The organism is Pseudomonas fluvialis (assembly GCF_014207935.1).
In the GTDB taxonomy this organism is placed as follows: domain Bacteria; phylum Pseudomonadota; class Gammaproteobacteria; order Pseudomonadales; family Pseudomonadaceae; genus Aquipseudomonas; species Aquipseudomonas fluvialis_A.
This window is the reverse complement of record NZ_JACHLL010000006.1, coordinates 16,917-34,897: the sequence shown is the minus strand read 5'-3', so window position 1 is coordinate 34,897 and position 17,981 is coordinate 16,917. Positions and strand designations below refer to the sequence as shown.

Below are 17,981 nucleotides of genomic sequence, written 5' to 3'. Positions count from 1 at the left end.
CACCTAGTAGTACTTGAAATACCGCCAGCACGCGCGGAGCAGGCAGGAAACCTTCCTCAGAAAAACGCCCTGCACCGCGCGCAAACTACGCTGGTTAAACTCTAAACATGACATGATTCACCCCAAAGACCATTACGACCACACCTAGCCATCCATAATTTGAGCGTTCATGCATACGAAAATGACTGATTCAGGAGCCATTTCCCGACTAATCCAGGTTGCCTGGTTACGAGCAATAATGGGGCTGAAGTCAGAATCTCGAGGCACCCGCCTTGGCTACCTCTGGTGGATAGTTGAGCCAGCCATGCATCTAGCAGTCTATTACTTGGCCTTTGGCGTATTGTTGAAACACGGTGGTGACGACTATGTAGCGTTTCTCCTGATCGGCATCGTGCACTGGCTCTGGTTTTCCAAAAGCATCATGAACGCCAGCCAAGCAATCCTAGTGGGGAGAGGTTTGATACTTCAGCTTCCGCTGCATACCGGAATATTCCCACTATCGGAGATACTTCGAGATCTAATAAAGCAGGTCATTGTCGTGGCAATCCTGATGCTGATACTCAGTAGCATGGGGTATCTTCCAACGACGTACTGGCTCATCTACCCCGTCATTTTTCTGCTACAAATTCTCCTGACACTTCCTTGCGGCGGTCTGGTTGCTGCGCTCATGCCGTTCATACCGGACCTTCGAGTGATAGTTCCAGCCTGCCTGCAACTGGCGATGTTCCTCTCTGGTGTTTTCTTCTCAAGCGACCTCGTGCCTGAAAGCTTCCACTGGCTACTGAACCTGAACCCCGTATTTCTCTTGCTGGAGGCATACAGGGATATCCTTATCAGGCACGAGCAACCCGACTGGCACATGCTGGCAAGCCTCCTAGCTGCACTCCTAGCGTTCAACATTCTCGTAATCGCGCTGTATAGCCGTTGCAATAGGCAATACGCTCGGATCATCCAGGAGTAAGCATGAGTCGCCTGTTACTCGAAATGCACGATGTGCATCTAACCTATCGTCTACGCAAGTCGCTTCTCCGCAGCGTTTACCACCCTGTTATCAACGGAGTAAGTCTGAACGTTCATCAAGGCCAGCGTCTGGGCATCATGGGCCACAATGGTGCAGGAAAATCAACGCTACTAAGACTCATGGCTGGGATCTATGCACCCGACAGAGGTAGTGTGATCAACCACGGAGCCCGCGTCTCACTTCTGTCACTGCAAGCAGGTTTCGATCCCCGCCTGAATGGCTGGGACAACGCCCTGTTGAGTGGCGTGCTAATGGGCATGAGCACCAAGGAAGCGAGACAACGCCTCAAAGGCATACATGAGTTTTGTGAGTTGGGTGACCAGATGAATGACGTTCTTGGCACCTATTCGTCGGGGATGCGAGCACGACTCGGCTTTGCCGTGGCCTTGGCAATGGAGGCAGACCTACTGCTGATTGATGAGGTGCTATCGGTTGGCGATCAGGACTTCCAAGAGAAGTCGGAGAAAGCGGTAATGCATGCCGTCAATCAAGGATGCGCCATGGTTCTGGTTTCTCACTCTCCGATAAAACTTAAGAAATGGACTGACTCCGTTATGACCTTCGAGGAGGGCATTATCTCTCCTGCGACATTGGAAATGGGCTGTATCTAGCGCATGATGATTAGTTACGCACAGAACTTCGAAGACGTAATTCTTGAACGCATATTCAAGAACATAGATTCTGGATTTTACGTAGATGTGGGGGCATGCCATCCAATCTATGACTCTGTGACGTACCATTTTTATCTGAAAGGCTGGAATGGCATTAATGTTGAGCCTCAACCAAAGCTATATTCCAAACTCAAGGAAATCCGCAAACGGGACACAAACCTCCAAGCTTGTGTAGGCGCAGCCATAGGAAGTCAGACGCTCTACATAACTCACGACGTAGGGACTTCAACGCTAAACCAGACAATCGCCGAGAACTATCGCAAGCAGCAAAATATTGCTCAGGAGATTACGGTAGAGCTCATCACATTGAATCAGATCTGGTCTGAGCATATAGGGCATCGGCGGGTCGACTTCATGAAGATCGATGTGGAGGGGTTTGAGAAGGAGGTGCTCTCCGGTGCAGACTTTTCCGTCGTAGCCCCCTCTATTCTGGTTATAGAAGCCACCCTCCCGAACTCCCAGCATCCCTGTCACGAACAGTGGGAATACCTGATTCTTGAATACTATGAATTTATTTACTTTGACGGACTGAATCGATTCTATTCACGAAAAGGTGCCCCAGCTGGGGATGGCACCCTGCTGGCGCCACCAAATCTTTTTGATCGTTTCAAGACCTATTCGCAGGTAATGCTGGAACAGGCCAATGAGAGCCTGGATAGCGAGAACCAAGAAATGAAGAAGCAGGTTCAAGCGGGCCTTGAGCAACTGGCAAACAAGGATGAAGCACTAAACGATGCCAGCAATGCATATGCTGACCTGCAAACAGAAAATCGCAACCTGCATCAACAGCTTGAACTGGCGAGCACGTCTATTCTCCACAGCCAAGCAGAATTCGCAGACTCACAGCATGCATACGAGTTACTACAAAAAGCCTATGCCAAGAAAGAGGAGGATCTCCTCAAAGCTCTTGACACTCTTGGTACGAAAGATGCTGCGCTACAAGATGCAACAGCCGCCTACCAATCACTCCAGAAAGAGTTGAACCTACAGATAGACGCGCTAAAGGCTCGGATAACCCAGAAAGAAACCCAAGATGAGCTGGGCAAGGTCATGTCTTATTGTGAGTCCCTGATCAATCAGATCCAGCAAAAGGACCATGCACTAGCAGATGCCGCGGAGGCTTATCTGATCCTCAAGGAAGAGTTCGATAGGAAAGTCAGAGAGCTGAGAGAACTCCATGAGAGCATCACCAAACCTGAGCAACCACATAATCAATAAGCACCTGCCACCGTTTTGAACGAGCGCCATATGAACCAGCCCATCAATAACGATGTCTGTATTTTCACAATCGTTTCGAACAACTATCTACACTATGCAAACACGCTTTTCGAGAGTTTGCGTGAGCATTGCCCACAAGCTGATCTCGTCTTGGGACTCTGCGACAAAAGAATTCCTGAAACCGACTGCCCGGCAGCAGGAATTATCGAAATTACCGAATTGAGCATTCCGCAGCTCGGCACATTTATCTACCAGTACTCGATTCTTGAGCTGAACACAGCCATTAAGCCCTACATAGCCGAGCTGCTGATGAATCGTGGATACAAGAAGGTTATATACTTCGATCCCGATATACGAATTTTCGATTCTCTCGACCCGATGCTCGGGCTGCTGGACGTGCATAATGTACTACTGACTCCACATCTGACCGACCTGCTGGACGATGGCAAGTGGCCAACTGAGCTAAGCATTCTTCAGGCAGGCTCCTACAACCTCGGCTACATCGCTCTGCGAAGCTGCGAGGAAACTCGCAAACTGGTGAAGTGGTGGCAAGAAAAGTTGTACAAGGAGTGCATTGTTGATCTTCCACGCAATCTATTCGTCGACCAGAAATGGATGGATCTCGTGCCTTCCATGTTCGATGGCGTATACATCAATCGCGATCCCGGCTGGAACGTTGCGTACTGGAATCTTAATCATCGCAAGCTAGAACAACGAAGGGGCGATAATTTCAATGTCGATGGCAAACCGCTGACCTTTTTTCACTTTTCGGGGTTTTCCATTGAGGCCAGCACCCTCAGCAAGCACCAGAACCGCTTCGACAAGGGGCCGCGTAACACCCCCTTAAGGGCACTATGCACCCGCTATGAAGAAGCATTGACTCGCAATGGGATTGAGCGTTTCAAGAGCCTTCCATATGCTTTCGGCAACTTCGCAGATGGCACGAAAGTACCCGACAGCGCTCGCCGCCTGATTCGCACAAGTGACGTCCTAGGCGGGGTCGATTTTTTCGACAAGCAGCAATGCCCACATATTCATGAGGTGCTTAACCGTCTAGTCCACTCCAAAAAGGGCGGTATCAGCCTGACTGCTCTGGCACTTGCACTATGGGAGTCTCGTTCCGACCTGCGAGAAGCATTTCCTGCCGTCGAAAGCGTTGACAGCATCAGGTTTGCCGAATGGCTCCTCGATACAGCGCCTCGTGAAGCCGCATTCTGCGAACTCTACCTAAAACCAATTCGCGAGCAGCTAGAACGTGCACGAACCGCCATTGCTCCCCAGCCTCAAGCCATCAGCAGTACAGTGATGAGTAAGTTATTCCGCCTCGTCTGGCAGCAGCGCCGCCGTGTCCCATTGAAAATGCGAATTGCCCTGGCCCCCTATGCAGGCTGGGCACTTCGGCGCGCGTACCCTCGCCCGGAATTGCTTCCTATCCCTGAACGTAGTGGGGAGTTGGGGATTAATCTCATAGGGTATCTCCATGCAGAAAGTGGCGTAGGCGAAGCTGCACGCGCATCTTTACGTGCCCTCCGCAAGTCCGAACTACCATTTTCATTGGTCGATTATCGTCTAGGAAATATTTCCAGAATGGACGAAACGGTCCATGGCAATGGGGATCAAGCCCGCTATCCAATCAATCTCGTTCATGTAAATGCGGACCAGAGCAAAATCGCTCGCGACCATCTTGGCGACGAGTTGTTTCGGGATCGCTACACCATTGGCTACTGGTACTGGGAGATGCCAGTTTTTCCTGACTTTCTGCACTTCGCCTATGACCAGGTGGATGAAATCTGGGTCTCAACCGAATACAACCGCGCCGCGATTGCTCAGTTCACTCACAAGCCGGTGATACTCATTCCGCCGGCTATCGAAGTTAACATAGAGAAGCCTCTCACGCGCAGCGAGCTACACCTCGACGATAAGGCCTTCATATTCCTGCACATGTCCGACACGCTTAGCATGCCTGAACGCAAAAATCCCCTCGGAGTGATCCAGGCCTTCCAGAAGGCTTTCAGCGACAGGCCTGAACTGAACGTAAAGCTGGTCATCAAATTATCCAACCTTGAGTGTCACCCAGAACTGGCAGAAAAAGTCTATGGAGCAATGGAGCAGGATCCACGGATACAGCTAATTGATGGCTATCTTGATCGGAACACTCTCAACAACCTGATAAATGCCTGCGACAGCTACGTAAGTCTTCACCGCGCAGAGGGCTTCGGACTACCGATTGCAGAAGCCATGTATCTGGGAAAGCCAGTGATTGCAACATACTGGTCTGGCAACGTTGACCTCATGAATGAAGAAAATTCGCTGCCTGTTCACTACACAGTAGTAGAAATCGAAAGGGATATTGGCCCCTATAAAAAAGGACAATTTTGGGCTGAGCCAGACATTCACGATGCAGCCAAAAAAATGCTCCACATCATCGCGAACAAAGAGCTTACGGACAAGCTTGGGAAGTCGGCAAGCGAAACAATTCGCGATAAATTTAGCCCGAGCAATACTGCTGAATTGATCAGAGATCGAATAGCAAAAATCAATCTTACTGAAAAACAAGAAAATAATGATTAATAGCCCCCTATCCTTTGATATTGTAAGTATTGAACTGCTTAGCGCCCCTGAGGAAGTTGAAGGATTCAGTCTTGACGCACCAAGTGCCAACATTCAGCATCACGGTTCCAGCCTGCCGATTGCAGGCTGGGTATCTGGACTCTCGCCCTATTTGGTGCCATCTATAGACATAATGAACGGTGAGACGCTTCTGAAGCGCATACCCGTTCAGGTGCCACGACCAGACGTCGCAGTGCATCTTAAGAAAACGTCAGCGACTGACAACAAGTTCGGCTTCCATGGCTTCATTGGCACACTAGGCCTACATAAAAGCACTAGAATTGACATCATCTTAAATATCTATGACCCGCGAAATCAGAGTCGAGTAAAAAAGAGAATCGCATCAATTCATGGAGCAAAAAAAAATAATTTTCTGACTCAAAGCAAGTATCAGCCGCTTATGCTCACAGCGATAGGAAGAAGCGGCACGACGCTTGCCATGCAAATATTTGGTGAGCATCACAAAATACTCACATCAAACTTTTACCCCTACGAAGTCAAGCAATCTGCATACTGGATGCATCTTTTCAAAATTCTCAATGATCCAGCTGACTTCGAAAACTCATCACACCCCGACAAATTTGAGAGGGATCTTGGCTTTATTGGCCATAATCCCTACACCCATCTAGAGTCAATGCGTCAATTCAAAGAGCCCAGCCGCCTCTACGATTACTACAATAAAAAGCTACCTCGTGAGCTAGCCAATTTCGCCATAGCTCGCATAAATGAGTTCTATGAAATAATCGCCGAGGGTGAACAGAAGCAAGGTGCAATTTATTTCGCAGAGAAGTTCTTGCCAACGCACCTACAGTCAATGTTCAACGACACATTCACGAATCCAAAGGAAATAATCCTTACTCGCGATTTCCGTGACATGATCTGTTCAGCACAGTCGTTCAATGAAAAGAGAAACAACCAAGCCTTCGGAAGAGAGCGAGCATCAGACGACTTTGACTGGATACATAGAGTTTTTAGCACAGGGGCAAAAAGAGTCGCTGAAGCATGGAGTGACCGAAAAGACTCTGCAATTCATGTACGCTACGAAGACTTGATACTAACACCAAAAACCCAGATCAAGAGAATTTTTGAATACCTAGAGATTGACAGCTCCACAGCGCTGATCAATTCGATCATAGAGAAAATATTAAAATCTCCCGGTGAGTCCAAGCACAAGACTTCGGAAAGCCCCGAAAAATCTATTGCTCGATGGAAGAGCGAAATGCCAAAAGAGCTTATTGACTACTGCAATGAAAAGCTCTCCAACGAATTGAAAATTTTTGGTTACGATCAGTAGCTACACTCAAAAACGACAACTAATCCAGCACACAACTACACTCAACCAATATAATCATATGGTTTAGATGCCACGTTCGCGACCTAAAACTCAAGAAAGCGACACACGTTGCCGGAACAAGTCCATGGCACCTTCGTACAACACGAGGTCTGCCGAAACCAAATCCTTAATAATTGATCTCAGCCTAGGATTTTCCTTAGCAACCTCGACTTTCCGATAATTTCCAGCATCCGCCATCAAATCGGACAACACCATTTTTCTATCGATTGATGCGGGCCTAGGAAATGAAAGGCTATCAAATATCAGATTAACGGATGCCTCATAATGCTCCAGCACACCAAATGCGGTCAATGATGACAATCGCTCAAGCGCCTCTTCCCCCGCCCCAGACAAACTTGGCCTACAAGCCTTTTCATCAATGACCGGCCATATTTCAATTGGAAAGAAATCAACCAAAGCTCGAGTCATACCATTTTCAATATAAGGATGACTTCTTACCACTGGAGACCGAAAAAAATCCTCGACACTAAGACTGGATGCCAGACGAGCAAGCCCCCAGTTATTACGCGCAACCACATCATGACGATGCGCTTTCAAAAAATTATACAACGATATAAGCCGGGATACTGGCTCCCTCAGAAAGGTTACAATCTTCTTCTCCCCAGGGATAAGCTGACATGAAATCAAATCAAAGTGACCAGAGAAATAACTAAATCTAGCAAGCGTTCCAACTACATGATTTTTTATCCCATTGAACCGCTCCGAGAAAATCAACTCTTTTGGAAATAATTGAATTAGAAGATTATGCAAGGTAGTGCCACCTGTTTTGGGCCCATGCATAAATACAACACGAACAGCATCGTGACTACCCCACTCGTAAAATGGGATATCCAATGACTGCTTCGCCATCATTGCGTACAACTCTGAAAACTCCTCGGACTCAATCAATACCTTGCGAAAGGTCAAGACATCCTCACTAAGACAGTGATAATCAACAACCCCTTCATTTTCCGGTTCTCGCCCGAGAATAAGTCTATATCCAGAAAATACATCATCCCTAGAAATCATGTTATCACCCACCCAACCAGAAGCTGGTGTTCTGTATTAAATTTAACAAGAACCCACCAAGTCCAAATAGCATACTCAAAAAACCATTTCAGAATATTAAAAACCCCACCCAGTCTCTTGTAGACGCCATGCAAAGCCAAGAGCCAAAAGGCTGAACATCCTGATAGACTAAAGTTTCTTTGCACCTCGTTCAAAACCAGTATCAAAACAAGACATGACGCCTTCGCTCTCCCGCCGTTTCTCCGTCGCCCCGATGATGGACTGGACTGACCGGCACTGCCGCTTTTTCCTGCGCCAGCTTTCCCAGCATGCCCTGCTCTACACCGAAATGGTCACCACTGGTGCGTTGCTGCACGGCGATCGCCAGCGTTTTCTGCGCTACAGCGACTGCGAGCACCCTCTGGCACTGCAACTGGGCGGCAGCAATCCAGCGGAGCTGGCTTCCTGTGCCCGGATGGCCGAGGAAGCCGCTTACGACGAGGTGAACCTCAACGTCGGCTGCCCCAGCGACCGGGTGCAGAACAACATGATCGGCGCCTGCCTGATGGGCCACCCCCAGCTGGTGGCCGACTGCGTCAAGGCCATGCAGGATGCAGTGAGCATTCCAGTGACGGTCAAACACCGCATCGGCATCAATGGCCGCGACAGCTACTCCGAGCTATGTGACTTCATCGGCACTGTCGCTGCGGCAGGTTGCCAGAGCTTCACCGTGCATGCGCGCATCGCCATTCTCGAAGGCCTGTCGCCCAAGGAAAACCGCGAAGTGCCGCCGCTGCGCTACGAGGTGGCCGCGCAACTGAAGCAGGACTTTCCCGACCTGGAATTCATCCTCAACGGCGGCATCAAGACACTCGATGAGTGCCAGCAGCATCTGCAGACCTTTGACGGCGTGATGCTTGGCCGCGAGGCTTACCACAACCCCTATCTGCTCGCTCAGGTCGATCAGCGTCTGTTCAACAGCACCGATCCTGTGATCAGCCGCGCCGAAGCCCTGAGCCGAATGCGCCCCTATATCGAGCAGCACCTGACCGAAGGCGGAGTGATGCATCACATCACTCGCCATGTACTCGGCCTAGCCCAGGGCTTCCCAGGTGCGCGCCGCTTCCGCCAACTGCTCTCGGTGGATGTGCACAAGACCGATGATCCACTGGCCCTACTCGATCAGGCGATTGCCATGCTGGTAGGGCATTGAGCCGCGCCAGCACCTCGGGTATGGTCGAAGTCATTGAATAGACAGGGTTTCGTCATGACTTCCAAACTGGACCAACTAAAAAAACTCACCACCGTGGTCGCCGACACCGGCGACCTGGATGCCATTGCCCGCCTGCAGCCGGTGGATGCCACCACCAACCCCTCGCTGCTGCTCAAGGCCGCCGGCCTGCCCCGTTATCAGGCCCTGCTGCGCCAGGCCATGATCGGCGCTGGTGATCTCAATCTGGCCTGTGACCGTTTTGCCGTGAGTGTCGGCAAGGAAATCCTCGGGGTGATTCCCGGGCGCATCTCCACCGAAGTTGATGCGCGCCAGTCCTTCGATCGCAACGCTACCCTGCAGCGCGCTCAGCGCCTGATCGGGCTGTACGAAGAAGCCGGCGTCGGCCGCGAACGCGTACTGATCAAGATTGCCGCGACCTGGGAAGGCATCAGCGCCGCCCGCGAGCTGGAGCGCCAAGGCATTCAGACCAACCTGACCCTGCTGTTTTCCTTCGCCCAGGCCCAGGCCTGCGCCGACGCCGGGGTGTTCCTGATTTCGCCGTTCGTTGGCCGCATCTATGACTGGTACAAGAAGGCCGAAGGGCGCGACTTCACCGGCAGCGACGACCCCGGCGTGCAGTCGGTGGCGCGCATCTACCGCTACTACAAGAGCCATGCCTTCAACACCGTGGTGATGGGAGCAAGTTTCCGCAATGTTGGCCAGATCGAAGCCCTGGCCGGTTGCGACCGCCTGACCATCAGCCCCGACCTGCTGGATCAACTGGGGCAGGATCAAGGCAACCTGGCGAGCAGGCTGAGCGGCAGCAACTGCGACGATGCCCGCGAGACGCTGAGCGAAGCGCAGTTCCGCTGGAAGCATAACGAGGACGCCATGGCCACCGAGAAACTGGCCGAGGGTATTCGCCTGTTCGCCCGCGATCAGGAAAAGCTTGAGCGCCTGCTCGCCGACTTGGGCTGAAAACAACTGCGGCGCCCATCAGGCGCCGCAACAGCAAATACCAGCCAGCAGTTAATTCAGAAAATTACCCTAGCCGCGCTCAAGAGCGCTGACCAGATCGTGGAAGGCCTCGCGATTGGAGTCGTTCAGCCCCATGAGAATGCGGTGTGCCTCCAGCACCTTGGCCTTAACCACTTCCTCGGTCTGATCCTGTGACGGCAAATCGGCCAGACAGTCCGGACACGGCACCGGAGTATCAACGATATTGAACACCTGATCGAAACCCATGGACTGCAGCACCCGGGTAATATCCGGGTTGGTGGTGACCACGGTGGGCAACAGGCCAACCTTCTGCCGCGACAGAATGGACAGTTTGGCCATCAGGCCCAGCGTGGTGCTATCGACGCTGTGAGCTTCCGTCAGATCAATGATGATCGCCGTAAAGTTCAGCGCGGCAAAGATTTTCTCGATGGTGGCATCCAGCGCCGAACACAGAGTCAGGCGCACCTCGCCAACAAACTTGAGAACGAAAGTGCCCGACTGCTCGGCGAACTGGATCTTACCGGGACTATTCCCAGGATTCATGCAAGGTTCCTGCTTAACACCAGCATTGCAATATCATCCGGCATATCGCCCTTCTTGGCCAGCCCGAGAATCTGTCGCAACTCGCCCAGGTTGCCATTGGCCTGTTCGATCAGTTGAGGCAGCACAGCCTCGCGCTGCTTGAGACTGTCGCCCGGCAGCACCTCAAGGATGCCGTCAGAGAACAATGACAGGCTGAAACGCTGCGGTAGTTTGAGCTGATGATCGGTGTAGGTCGCCTCGGCAAACAGGCCGACCGGCAGCCCGCGCCCGCCCAGATACTGCGCCTGACCTTCGCTGTACAGCACGGGCAGCGGCAGATGTCCGCCGACACAGTAGGTCAGCTCACTGGTCTGTTCATCAATCACACCACCGAGCATGGTCACATGCTTGCCCAGCTTGCAGTTGATCAGGCCGCGATTGATGTGCGAGAGCACGTCGGACGGTTTGAACTCGGGCAAGGCATCGTTGCGCTTGGCTTCGAACAGCAGCCGGGTGGTCATGAACTTGAGCAGCACGGTGACGAATGCAGACGAAGCGCCATGCCCGGAGACATCGGCCAGGTAAAAGGCAATTCGCCGCTCATCGACACGGAAGTAATCAACAAAGTCGCCGGAGAGAAACAGCGACGGGATGATCAGGTGCGCAAAGGAGAAATCGCCTTCCTGCCAGGGCGTATCCGGCAGCATGTTCATCTGCACCTGGCGCCCGGCGTTCTGGTCTTCCTGCAGCAGGCTGAGAGAGGCCTTTAGCTCGCGGTTGGCAGTTTCCAGCTTCTCGCGGTAACGGCGATTCTCGAAGCGCAGGTTGGCGCGATCCAGAGCACGGCGCACCGAGTGTTCCAGAACGGCCAGATCTTCCAGCGGCTTGATCAGATAATCCGCGGCGCCCAGGCGCAAGGCCTCGACGGCATCGCTCATGACGCCAGCACCGGAAAGAACGATGACAGGGATCTCGCTGGCCTTGCCATTGATCCGGCGGATCAGCTCAAGGCCGTCGATCTGCGGCATGCGCAGATCGCAGACGAGCAGGTCAGGCTGCTCACGGTCGAACAACTCCAGCCCCTGCACCCCATTGTTGGCCTGCAGAACCTTGAAACCACTGTCTTCCAGATAGGCTGCAATACTGGCTCGGACGACATCGTCGTCATCGATGATCAGCAAAGTGGCGCTGTTTGATTGCATTGGCAGTCCGCGCAAGGGTCCATGCTGGCTGAGCCCCGAGCCTTCCGGGGCGCGGTTTCAGGTGTCGACACGGCGCAGACGGTACTCCCATCCGCGACTCGATTCAAGCGAGTAACCGGTCGTCGCCGGGCCGCTTTACACCCCAAAACAGGCAGGGGTATAAGAACGCGGGGAGCCTCCATCACTACAAGAGAGAATTCGTCTATGAGCCTGAGCGATCGAGCCTACAGCGAGAAGCGTGACTTCATCCGCATGCGCGTGGAAACGTCGGTGGTGGTGCACCATGATGGCCAGCAAACACCCGCTACCTGCCTGGACCTGTCTAGCACCGGCATGCAGGTAGAAATTCAGGCACAGCTGGCGCACGGCGCCCGGGTGACAGTGCATATCCCCTCCGACCACAACGAGCTGCGAGGCCTTGATGCCGAAGCCGAGGTGGTCAGGGTCAGCGATCTGGGCGACGGCCGACAGATGCTTGGCCTGGCCATCCTGTCTATGCGCTGACGCGCAGCGCAAATACCAAAAAGGCGGCCACTGGCCGCCTTTTCATATTCCAGCAAGCATCAGAAGTCGTCTTCGACCTCGCCATCCTTGACCTTGAACTCGCGGTTCTGCAGATAGGCGTTGCGGATGAAGCTGTACTTGTCACCACTGATCAGCTTCTCGGCAGACAGCAGGCTGGCCCGGGTATCGATGACATCGACGCCACGGGTGACATTACGGGTCGGTACGTGATCCATGTAGCCGTAGGGCTGCAGGTAACTCTGCGGCAGAATCGCCGCGGTATCACGCACGGTGCTCGGACCGAGCAGCGGCAGCACCACATAAGGCCCACTGTTGACGCCCCAGGCGCCGAGGGTCTGACCGAAATCCTCGTCATTGCGCTGCAGGCCCATGCGCGTGGCCACGTCGAAGAAACCGAGCAGGCCGAAACTGGTATTGAAGATCAGCCGACTGGTGTCGACGCCGGCATCCTCGAACTTGGCCTGCAGCAGGTTGTTGGTCAGGTTGCTGACATCGCCAATGTTGTTGAACACATTGTGGATGCCGTCTTCAAGAAACTGAGGCGTGACGTACTGGTAGCCTTGCGCGGCCGGCTTCAGCGCATAGGTGTCCAGAGTATCGTTGAAAGTGAAGATGCTGCGGTTGACACCCTCCCAGGGATCGTCCTCGGCAGCATGGGTCAGCATCGGCAGAGCCGCCAGCACGGCGCAGGCCAGCAGACGAGACGGCAGAACCTTCCTGGTTTGCTCCATGGGCATTGCAACACTCCTCTTCGATCAGCGGACACTAGCCGCGAGCACTGCGCGGCAGTATAAAGCCCGCTCGCCGCTTTGACAGCTGCCAGGGAGTGCAGATGAACGACAAGATCTTGCTGTTTCGCCACCGCCTGGCCGTGCGCTGGGGCGACATGGACAGCTACAGCCACGTGAACAACACCACCTACCTGGAATACATCCAGGAGGCCCGCGTCGCCTGGTTCGCCAGCCTTGGCATCGCCATGGACCATGTACCCGAAGGTCCGGTGGTACTGCAGACCCTGCACACCTACCTCAAGCCTGTGGTGTACCCGGCCACCCTGATCATCGACCTGTACGCCGGCCCCGTCGGGCGCAGCAGCCTGGTCGTCGAGCACCGTCTGAGTACGGAAGACCAACCGCAGATCTGCTGCGGCGAAGGCTACTGCAAGCTGGTGTGGATCGATCACGCCACTGATCGCTCGGTACCGGTTCCGGATGCACTGCGGGCGCACATGGGCGCGGCTTGATACAAATCAGGCGCATCACGCGCAGCTGCAGTAATCTGTCTAGCAAGCCATTTGTCTGTTAAGGGAGCCGACCATGCCCAATTCCGCCTTGCACCAACAACTGCAGGCCCTGCGTGACGAACTGAACACGGCTCCGCCGGTGGACGCCGAGGAACGCGCCGAACTGTTTGCCCTACTGCAGGACATCGAACAGCAACTGCTTGATCAGGCCATCGATCAGGACAGCCTGGTCGATGACGTCAACCTGGCCATCGAGCGCTTCGAGGTAAGCCATCCGACCCTCGCCGGCACCCTGCGCAGCGTGCTGCAGAGCCTGGCCAATATGGGCATCTGATCGCCCGCCACCATCAGAGAACAAAAAAGCCCGCCGAAGCGGGCTTTTTGCTTACTGGCGCACCAGTCTCCGGCTATCAGACGCCAGCGCCCCGGTGCTGCGATACGGATTGATATCCAAACCTCCACGCCGCACATAGCGCGCATACACCGTCAGAGACTGTGGTTTCAGCAGGCGCTGCAGGTCGAGGAAGATACGCTCGACACACTGCTCATGAAAATCCGCGTGCTGTCGGAAACTCACCAGGTAAGCCAGAAAGCTGGCGTGATCGAGCCTGGCGCCCTGATACTCGACCACCACCGTGCCCCAGTCCGGCTGATGGGTGACCGGGCAGTTGGACTTGAGCAGGTGACTGTGCAGCGTCTCGCTGACCACCTGCGCCGGGTCGCAGCGCAGCAGCTCGGGCTGGGGGTGGTCATAGCTGGAAACACTGATTTCCAGCTCATCGATGCAAGCGCCGGGGGCCGGCGCCAGGCCTTGTACGGTCATCTCGGCTAGGCTGTGCACCTGCACCACCACCGGCGCCCCAGCACAGGCCGACAGGTCCCTGACCAGCACCGCCTGCAGCGCCGCACGATCGGCAAACACCGTTTGGTTCAGCGAGTTGAGGTACAGCTTGAACGACTTCGACTCGATGATGTTCGGCGAGTCGGCAGGAATACGGAACTCGCCAATGGCGACCACTGGCTTGCCCGAGGGCAGCAGCCAGGAAAGTTCGAAGCAGGTCCAGATATCCACGCCCTGATAAGGCAGCTGACCGGCCACCAGCCCCAGCTCCGCCCACTTGGCGGCACGGGGAATGGGGAACAGCAGCTCGGGCGCGTACTGACTGACGTACTGGCTGGACTTGCCCAGCGGCGAATGTTCGGCGGGATGATGCATGGCAACGGGCCTGAAAATCGAGAAACGGCGGGCATTGTACCCCATGCCCGCCGCCCTCTCGTCAACCCTGGCCCGGATGCAATCCGGGCTTACATGGCCTCAGAGCCAGAAGCGCAGTCCCAGCACCCAGGCGCCCTCCTCGTCATGTTCGCCGTCGGCACGCAACCAGTCAGCCGAACGTCCGTAGGTCTTCTCCCAGACGTAGCCGACATAGGGCGAGAACTGCGGGTTGACCCGGTAATTCAGGCGCAGCCCGGCTTCCAGCGTACTGCCACCAGCGCCGACACCCAGGTCACGGTCATCGTCCAGCGCCAGGTCGTACTCCAGCTTGGGCTCCAGCACCCAGCGCCGGGTCAGCAGCAGCTCGTACTCGGCCTCAACGCGCAGCGAGGCATCACCGCGCTCGCTGACGAACAGATTCGTATCAAGCTCGATCCACTGCGGCGCCAACCCCTTGAGACCGAGCACGGCATAGCTGCGCGACGGTCCCGGCTGGTCGTCGTGACGAACGCCCGCCTGCCAGTCGAAGAACTCGCTGACCATGCGCCGGTACAGCAACTGGGTCTCGCTGGACTCGGTCGGCCCGCCATCGGCGCGCTCACCGCTGCTCTTCAGAACCGCCTTGTGCAGATCGTTGCCATAGGTGCCTTCCAGCTCCCAGCTCAGCACCTGATCGTCGCCATCGAAGCGCTGTTCCAGATGGTCGACGGCCAGTTTGGCCACCGGCATGGCATCCATATGCTGCTCCATCGCCTGCACTGGTGTGACGACTACCAGGCCAAGTGCCAGCTTAGTGATGCTGCGCATGTTCACTCTCCTTGGCCTTCTCTTCGCGGTAGAAGGGCTGGGTATTGCCCGTCTCGTCCTCGATCACGATCTTGCGGAACATGCCGCTGGCCATGTGGTAGATCAGGTGGCAGTGGAACACCCACTCGCCCCGGGCATCGACCGGCACATCCACCTCCAGAGTCTGGCCCGGCGCCACGTTGACCACGTGTTTGAGTGGATTGAAGCGGCCATTGCCCTTGTCCAGCTGCATCCACATACCGTGCAGGTGCATGGGGTGGTTCATCATGGTCTGGTTGACGAAGCGAAAGCGCACCCGCTCGCCGTATTTCAGGCGGATCGGCTCGGCCTCGGAGTACTTCACCCCGTCGAAGGACCAGAAGTAGCGCTCCATGTTGCCGGTCAGCTTCAGCTCGATGGTGCGGTCCGGTGGCCGGTAACCGACGGCCGGGCGCATGGCCTTGAGATCGCCATAGACCAGCACCCGCCCGCCGTCTACCGGCTCAGGGGCAATGCCGCTGCCCGGCGCATAGTCCGGATTGCCCTTGGGACTCATGGCCGCGTGATTCATCGCGCCATGATCCATACCAGCCATTTGCGAATGATCCATGCCGCTCATGGCCGACTGATCCATGCCCGCCATTTCTGAGTGATCCATGCCGGCCATATCATGCCCGGCGTGGGCCATGCCCATATCAGACATACTCAGCAGACGCGGCGCGCGAAGCGCCGGCACCTCTGCCTGCATGCCGACTCTCGGCGCCAGGGTGCCCCGTGCATAGCCGCGCCGGTCCATGGATTCTGCAAACAGGGTGTAGGCCTTATCTTCCTTGGGCTGGACGATCACGTCGTAGCTTTCCGCCACAGCCAGGCGCACCTGATCAACCACCACCGGCTGCACATCATTGCCGTCGGCCTGCACCACCGTCATCGGCAGTCCCGGAATGCGCAGGTCGAAGTAGCTCATGCCCGAGCCATTGATGATGCGCAGGCGTACTCGCTCGCCCGGCTTGAACAACGCGGTCCAGTTCTGTTCGGTATCGCGGCCGTTGACCAGAAAACGGAAGCCGCTGACATCGGCGATATCCGTTTTCATCATGCGCATGCTGCCCCAGTCCCAGCGATCCTTGACGGTCGCCGCCAGACCATTGCGGCCAACCTCGGAGAAAAAGTCGCCGAGGGTCTGTTGCTGGTCGTTGTAGTAGTCGGCCTGCTTCTTCAGATTGGCCAGGGTGCGCTCGGGCTTCTCATCCTGCCAGTCGAACAGCAGCACCGTGTACTCGCGGTCGTAGCGGTACGGCTCGCGGTTCTTGGGCTCGATGATCAGCGGCCCGTACAGGCCTTCCTGCTCCTGAAAGTCGGCATGGGCGTGATACCAGTAGGTGCCGGACTGGTTCAGGGTAAAGCGGTAGGTGAAGGTTTCGCCCGGCTTGATGCCGGGAAAGCTGACGCCCGGCACACCATCCTGCGTGTAGGGCAGGATGATGCCGTGCCAGTGCAGAGCCGTCATGCGCTCGAGCCTGTTGGTCACGGCGATCTCGACGGTTTCGCCTTCCTTGAAGCGCAGCTCGGGCGCCGGACTCTGGCCATTGATGGTCAGCGCCGCGCGCGAACCATCACTGAAGTTCACCTGCCCCTCGTCGATCACCAGCTCGTAACGACCGGCGTGCGCCGCCAGGCTCAGGCCCAGCAGCGCAATCGCGATTAGCGCCCGCATCAGGGCGCCACCTTCATCTTGCCGACCATGCCGGACTGATAGTGCCCCGGCATGTTGCAGGCAAACTCCAGCTCGGTGGCGGCGCCGAAGGTCCAGGTCAGCTCGGCCGTCTTGCCCGGTTCGACCAGCACGCTGTTGCCATCGTGATGCATCTTCATCATGTCGCCATGATTCATACCGGCATGCCCCATCTTGCTGTGGTCCATGCCCTGCATGTCATGACTCATGCCAGTGCTGCTCATAGCACCGCTGTCCATCATCTGCTGCATGTGTTTCTGATGCTCCGCGTGCATCGCGGCGCGACCCAGGTTGAACTCGTGCAGCAGGCTGCCCTCGTTCTTCACCACGAAACGCACGGTCTCACCGGCCTTGACCTCCAGCGACTCAGGTTCGAAGAACATGTCGCCCAACTTGATCTCGACGGTGCGGTCAGCCTTGGCCGCCTCTCCGGGCTGGCCGAAATCATAGGAAGGACTGGCCGCCTGGGCGGCAAACGGCAAACTGCACACCAGGGACAGGGCAAAGAGATGACGGCGCATGATTGGTTCTCCATAACGATTGGCATCACGATTGATGGATTGATCATGCTGGTTCTCCTCTGGCGGCAAGCTGTCAGAAAGATTACAAAGTTGTCAGCTTGGCGGCGCCCGCCGGCGCAACTGGTATAACGGCGCAGACTTGAGCCTGCTGCGCTACG

The 17,981-nt window shown here is 55.3% G+C and carries 18 protein-coding genes; 10 read left to right on the top strand and 8 right to left on the bottom strand.

Going from position 1 to position 17,981, the window contains the following annotated elements:
• Positions 1-169: 169 nt before the first annotated feature.
• The 5 genes from HNP49_RS15325 to HNP49_RS15305 are packed head-to-tail and all read left to right on the top strand — an operon-like array spanning position 170 to position 6,814.
• On the top strand, positions 170-961 hold the full coding sequence (locus HNP49_RS15325) for an ABC transporter permease (protein WP_311772128.1): 792 nt from the start codon (positions 170-172) through the stop codon (positions 959-961).
• A gap of 2 nt (positions 962-963) precedes the next feature.
• Positions 964-1,632 carry an ABC transporter ATP-binding protein gene (locus HNP49_RS15320; RefSeq protein ID WP_184684702.1) on the top strand — a complete coding sequence of 223 codons (669 nt, stop codon included), beginning with the start codon at positions 964-966 and terminating at the stop codon, positions 1,630-1,632.
• Between the two features lie 3 nt (positions 1,633-1,635).
• A complete protein-coding gene (locus HNP49_RS15315) occupies positions 1,636-2,910 on the top strand; it encodes an FkbM family methyltransferase (RefSeq protein WP_184684700.1) in 1,275 nt (424 codons plus the stop codon).
• 30 nt (positions 2,911-2,940) lie between these two features.
• Positions 2,941-5,481 (top strand): glycosyltransferase family 4 protein, encoded by a 2,541-nt coding sequence (locus tag HNP49_RS15310; RefSeq protein ID WP_184684698.1) that lies wholly within the window; start codon positions 2,941-2,943, stop codon positions 5,479-5,481.
• A complete protein-coding gene (locus HNP49_RS15305) occupies positions 5,474-6,814 on the top strand; it encodes a sulfotransferase (RefSeq protein WP_184684696.1) in 1,341 nt (446 codons plus the stop codon). The genes HNP49_RS15310 and HNP49_RS15305 overlap by 8 nt, the downstream gene beginning before the upstream one ends.
• 90 nt (positions 6,815-6,904) lie before the next feature.
• On the opposite strand, the gene HNP49_RS15300 is transcribed toward HNP49_RS15305, so the two are convergent.
• Positions 6,905-7,882, bottom strand: coding sequence for a sulfotransferase family 2 domain-containing protein (locus tag HNP49_RS15300; protein ID WP_184684694.1), 978 nt, complete (start codon positions 7,880-7,882; stop codon positions 6,905-6,907).
• 214 nt (positions 7,883-8,096) lie between these two features.
• On the opposite strand from HNP49_RS15300, the gene dusA reads away from it, so the two are divergent.
• Together dusA and tal are read left to right on the top strand one after the other, a co-directional pair.
• Positions 8,097-9,074, top strand: a complete 978-nt coding sequence (gene dusA, locus HNP49_RS15295) for a tRNA dihydrouridine(20/20a) synthase DusA (RefSeq protein ID WP_184684692.1) — start codon at positions 8,097-8,099, stop codon at positions 9,072-9,074.
• A gap of 54 nt (positions 9,075-9,128) precedes the next feature.
• Positions 9,129-10,052 (top strand): transaldolase, encoded by a 924-nt coding sequence (gene tal / locus HNP49_RS15290; RefSeq protein ID WP_184684690.1) that lies wholly within the window; start codon positions 9,129-9,131, stop codon positions 10,050-10,052.
• Positions 10,053-10,121: 69 nt separating this feature from the next.
• Here tal and rssC read toward each other — a convergent pair whose 3' ends face one another.
• Together rssC and rssB are read right to left on the bottom strand one after the other, a co-directional pair.
• Positions 10,122-10,616, bottom strand: coding sequence for an anti-sigma factor antagonist RssC (gene rssC, locus HNP49_RS15285; RefSeq protein WP_184684688.1), 495 nt, complete (start codon positions 10,614-10,616; stop codon positions 10,122-10,124).
• On the bottom strand, positions 10,613-11,797 hold the full coding sequence (gene rssB / locus HNP49_RS15280; RefSeq protein ID WP_184684686.1) for a two-component system response regulator RssB: 1,185 nt from the start codon (positions 11,795-11,797) through the stop codon (positions 10,613-10,615). The genes rssC and rssB overlap by 4 nt, the downstream gene beginning before the upstream one ends.
• Before the next feature lie 204 nt (positions 11,798-12,001).
• On the opposite strand from rssB, the gene HNP49_RS15275 reads away from it, so the two are divergent.
• Positions 12,002-12,301: a PilZ domain-containing protein gene (locus HNP49_RS15275; RefSeq protein ID WP_184684685.1), complete on the top strand. Its 300-nt coding sequence runs from the start codon at positions 12,002-12,004 to the stop codon at positions 12,299-12,301.
• A 59-nt stretch (positions 12,302-12,360) separates the two neighbouring features.
• Here HNP49_RS15275 and HNP49_RS15270 read toward each other — a convergent pair whose 3' ends face one another.
• Positions 12,361-13,053, bottom strand: a complete 693-nt coding sequence (locus tag HNP49_RS15270) for a VacJ family lipoprotein (RefSeq protein ID WP_260407215.1) — start codon at positions 13,051-13,053, stop codon at positions 12,361-12,363.
• Positions 13,054-13,154: 101 nt separating this feature from the next.
• Here HNP49_RS15270 and HNP49_RS15265 point away from each other — a divergent pair, with 101 nt between their 5' ends.
• Together HNP49_RS15265 and HNP49_RS15260 are read left to right on the top strand one after the other, a co-directional pair.
• Positions 13,155-13,565, top strand: a complete 411-nt coding sequence (locus HNP49_RS15265; protein WP_184684683.1) for a thioesterase family protein — start codon at positions 13,155-13,157, stop codon at positions 13,563-13,565.
• Positions 13,566-13,638: 73 nt separating this feature from the next.
• Entirely contained in the window at positions 13,639-13,899 is a 261-nt protein-coding gene (locus HNP49_RS15260) for a DUF4404 family protein (protein ID WP_184684682.1), read from the top strand.
• 51 nt (positions 13,900-13,950) lie between these two features.
• On the opposite strand, the gene queF is transcribed toward HNP49_RS15260, so the two are convergent.
• From queF to HNP49_RS15240, 4 genes are all read right to left on the bottom strand, one after another.
• On the bottom strand, positions 13,951-14,781 hold the full coding sequence (queF, locus tag HNP49_RS15255; RefSeq protein WP_184684681.1) for an NADPH-dependent 7-cyano-7-deazaguanine reductase QueF: 831 nt from the start codon (positions 14,779-14,781) through the stop codon (positions 13,951-13,953).
• Positions 14,782-14,880: 99 nt separating this feature from the next.
• Positions 14,881-15,588, bottom strand: a complete 708-nt coding sequence (locus HNP49_RS15250) for a copper resistance protein B (RefSeq protein WP_184684680.1) — start codon at positions 15,586-15,588, stop codon at positions 14,881-14,883.
• Positions 15,572-17,284: a copper resistance system multicopper oxidase gene (locus HNP49_RS15245; protein WP_184684679.1), complete on the bottom strand. Its 1,713-nt coding sequence runs from the start codon at positions 17,282-17,284 to the stop codon at positions 15,572-15,574. The genes HNP49_RS15250 and HNP49_RS15245 overlap by 17 nt, the downstream gene beginning before the upstream one ends.
• Positions 17,284-17,823: a plastocyanin/azurin family copper-binding protein gene (locus HNP49_RS15240; protein WP_184684677.1), complete on the bottom strand. Its 540-nt coding sequence runs from the start codon at positions 17,821-17,823 to the stop codon at positions 17,284-17,286. The genes HNP49_RS15245 and HNP49_RS15240 overlap by 1 nt, the downstream gene beginning before the upstream one ends.
• Positions 17,824-17,981: the final 158 nt, after the last annotated feature.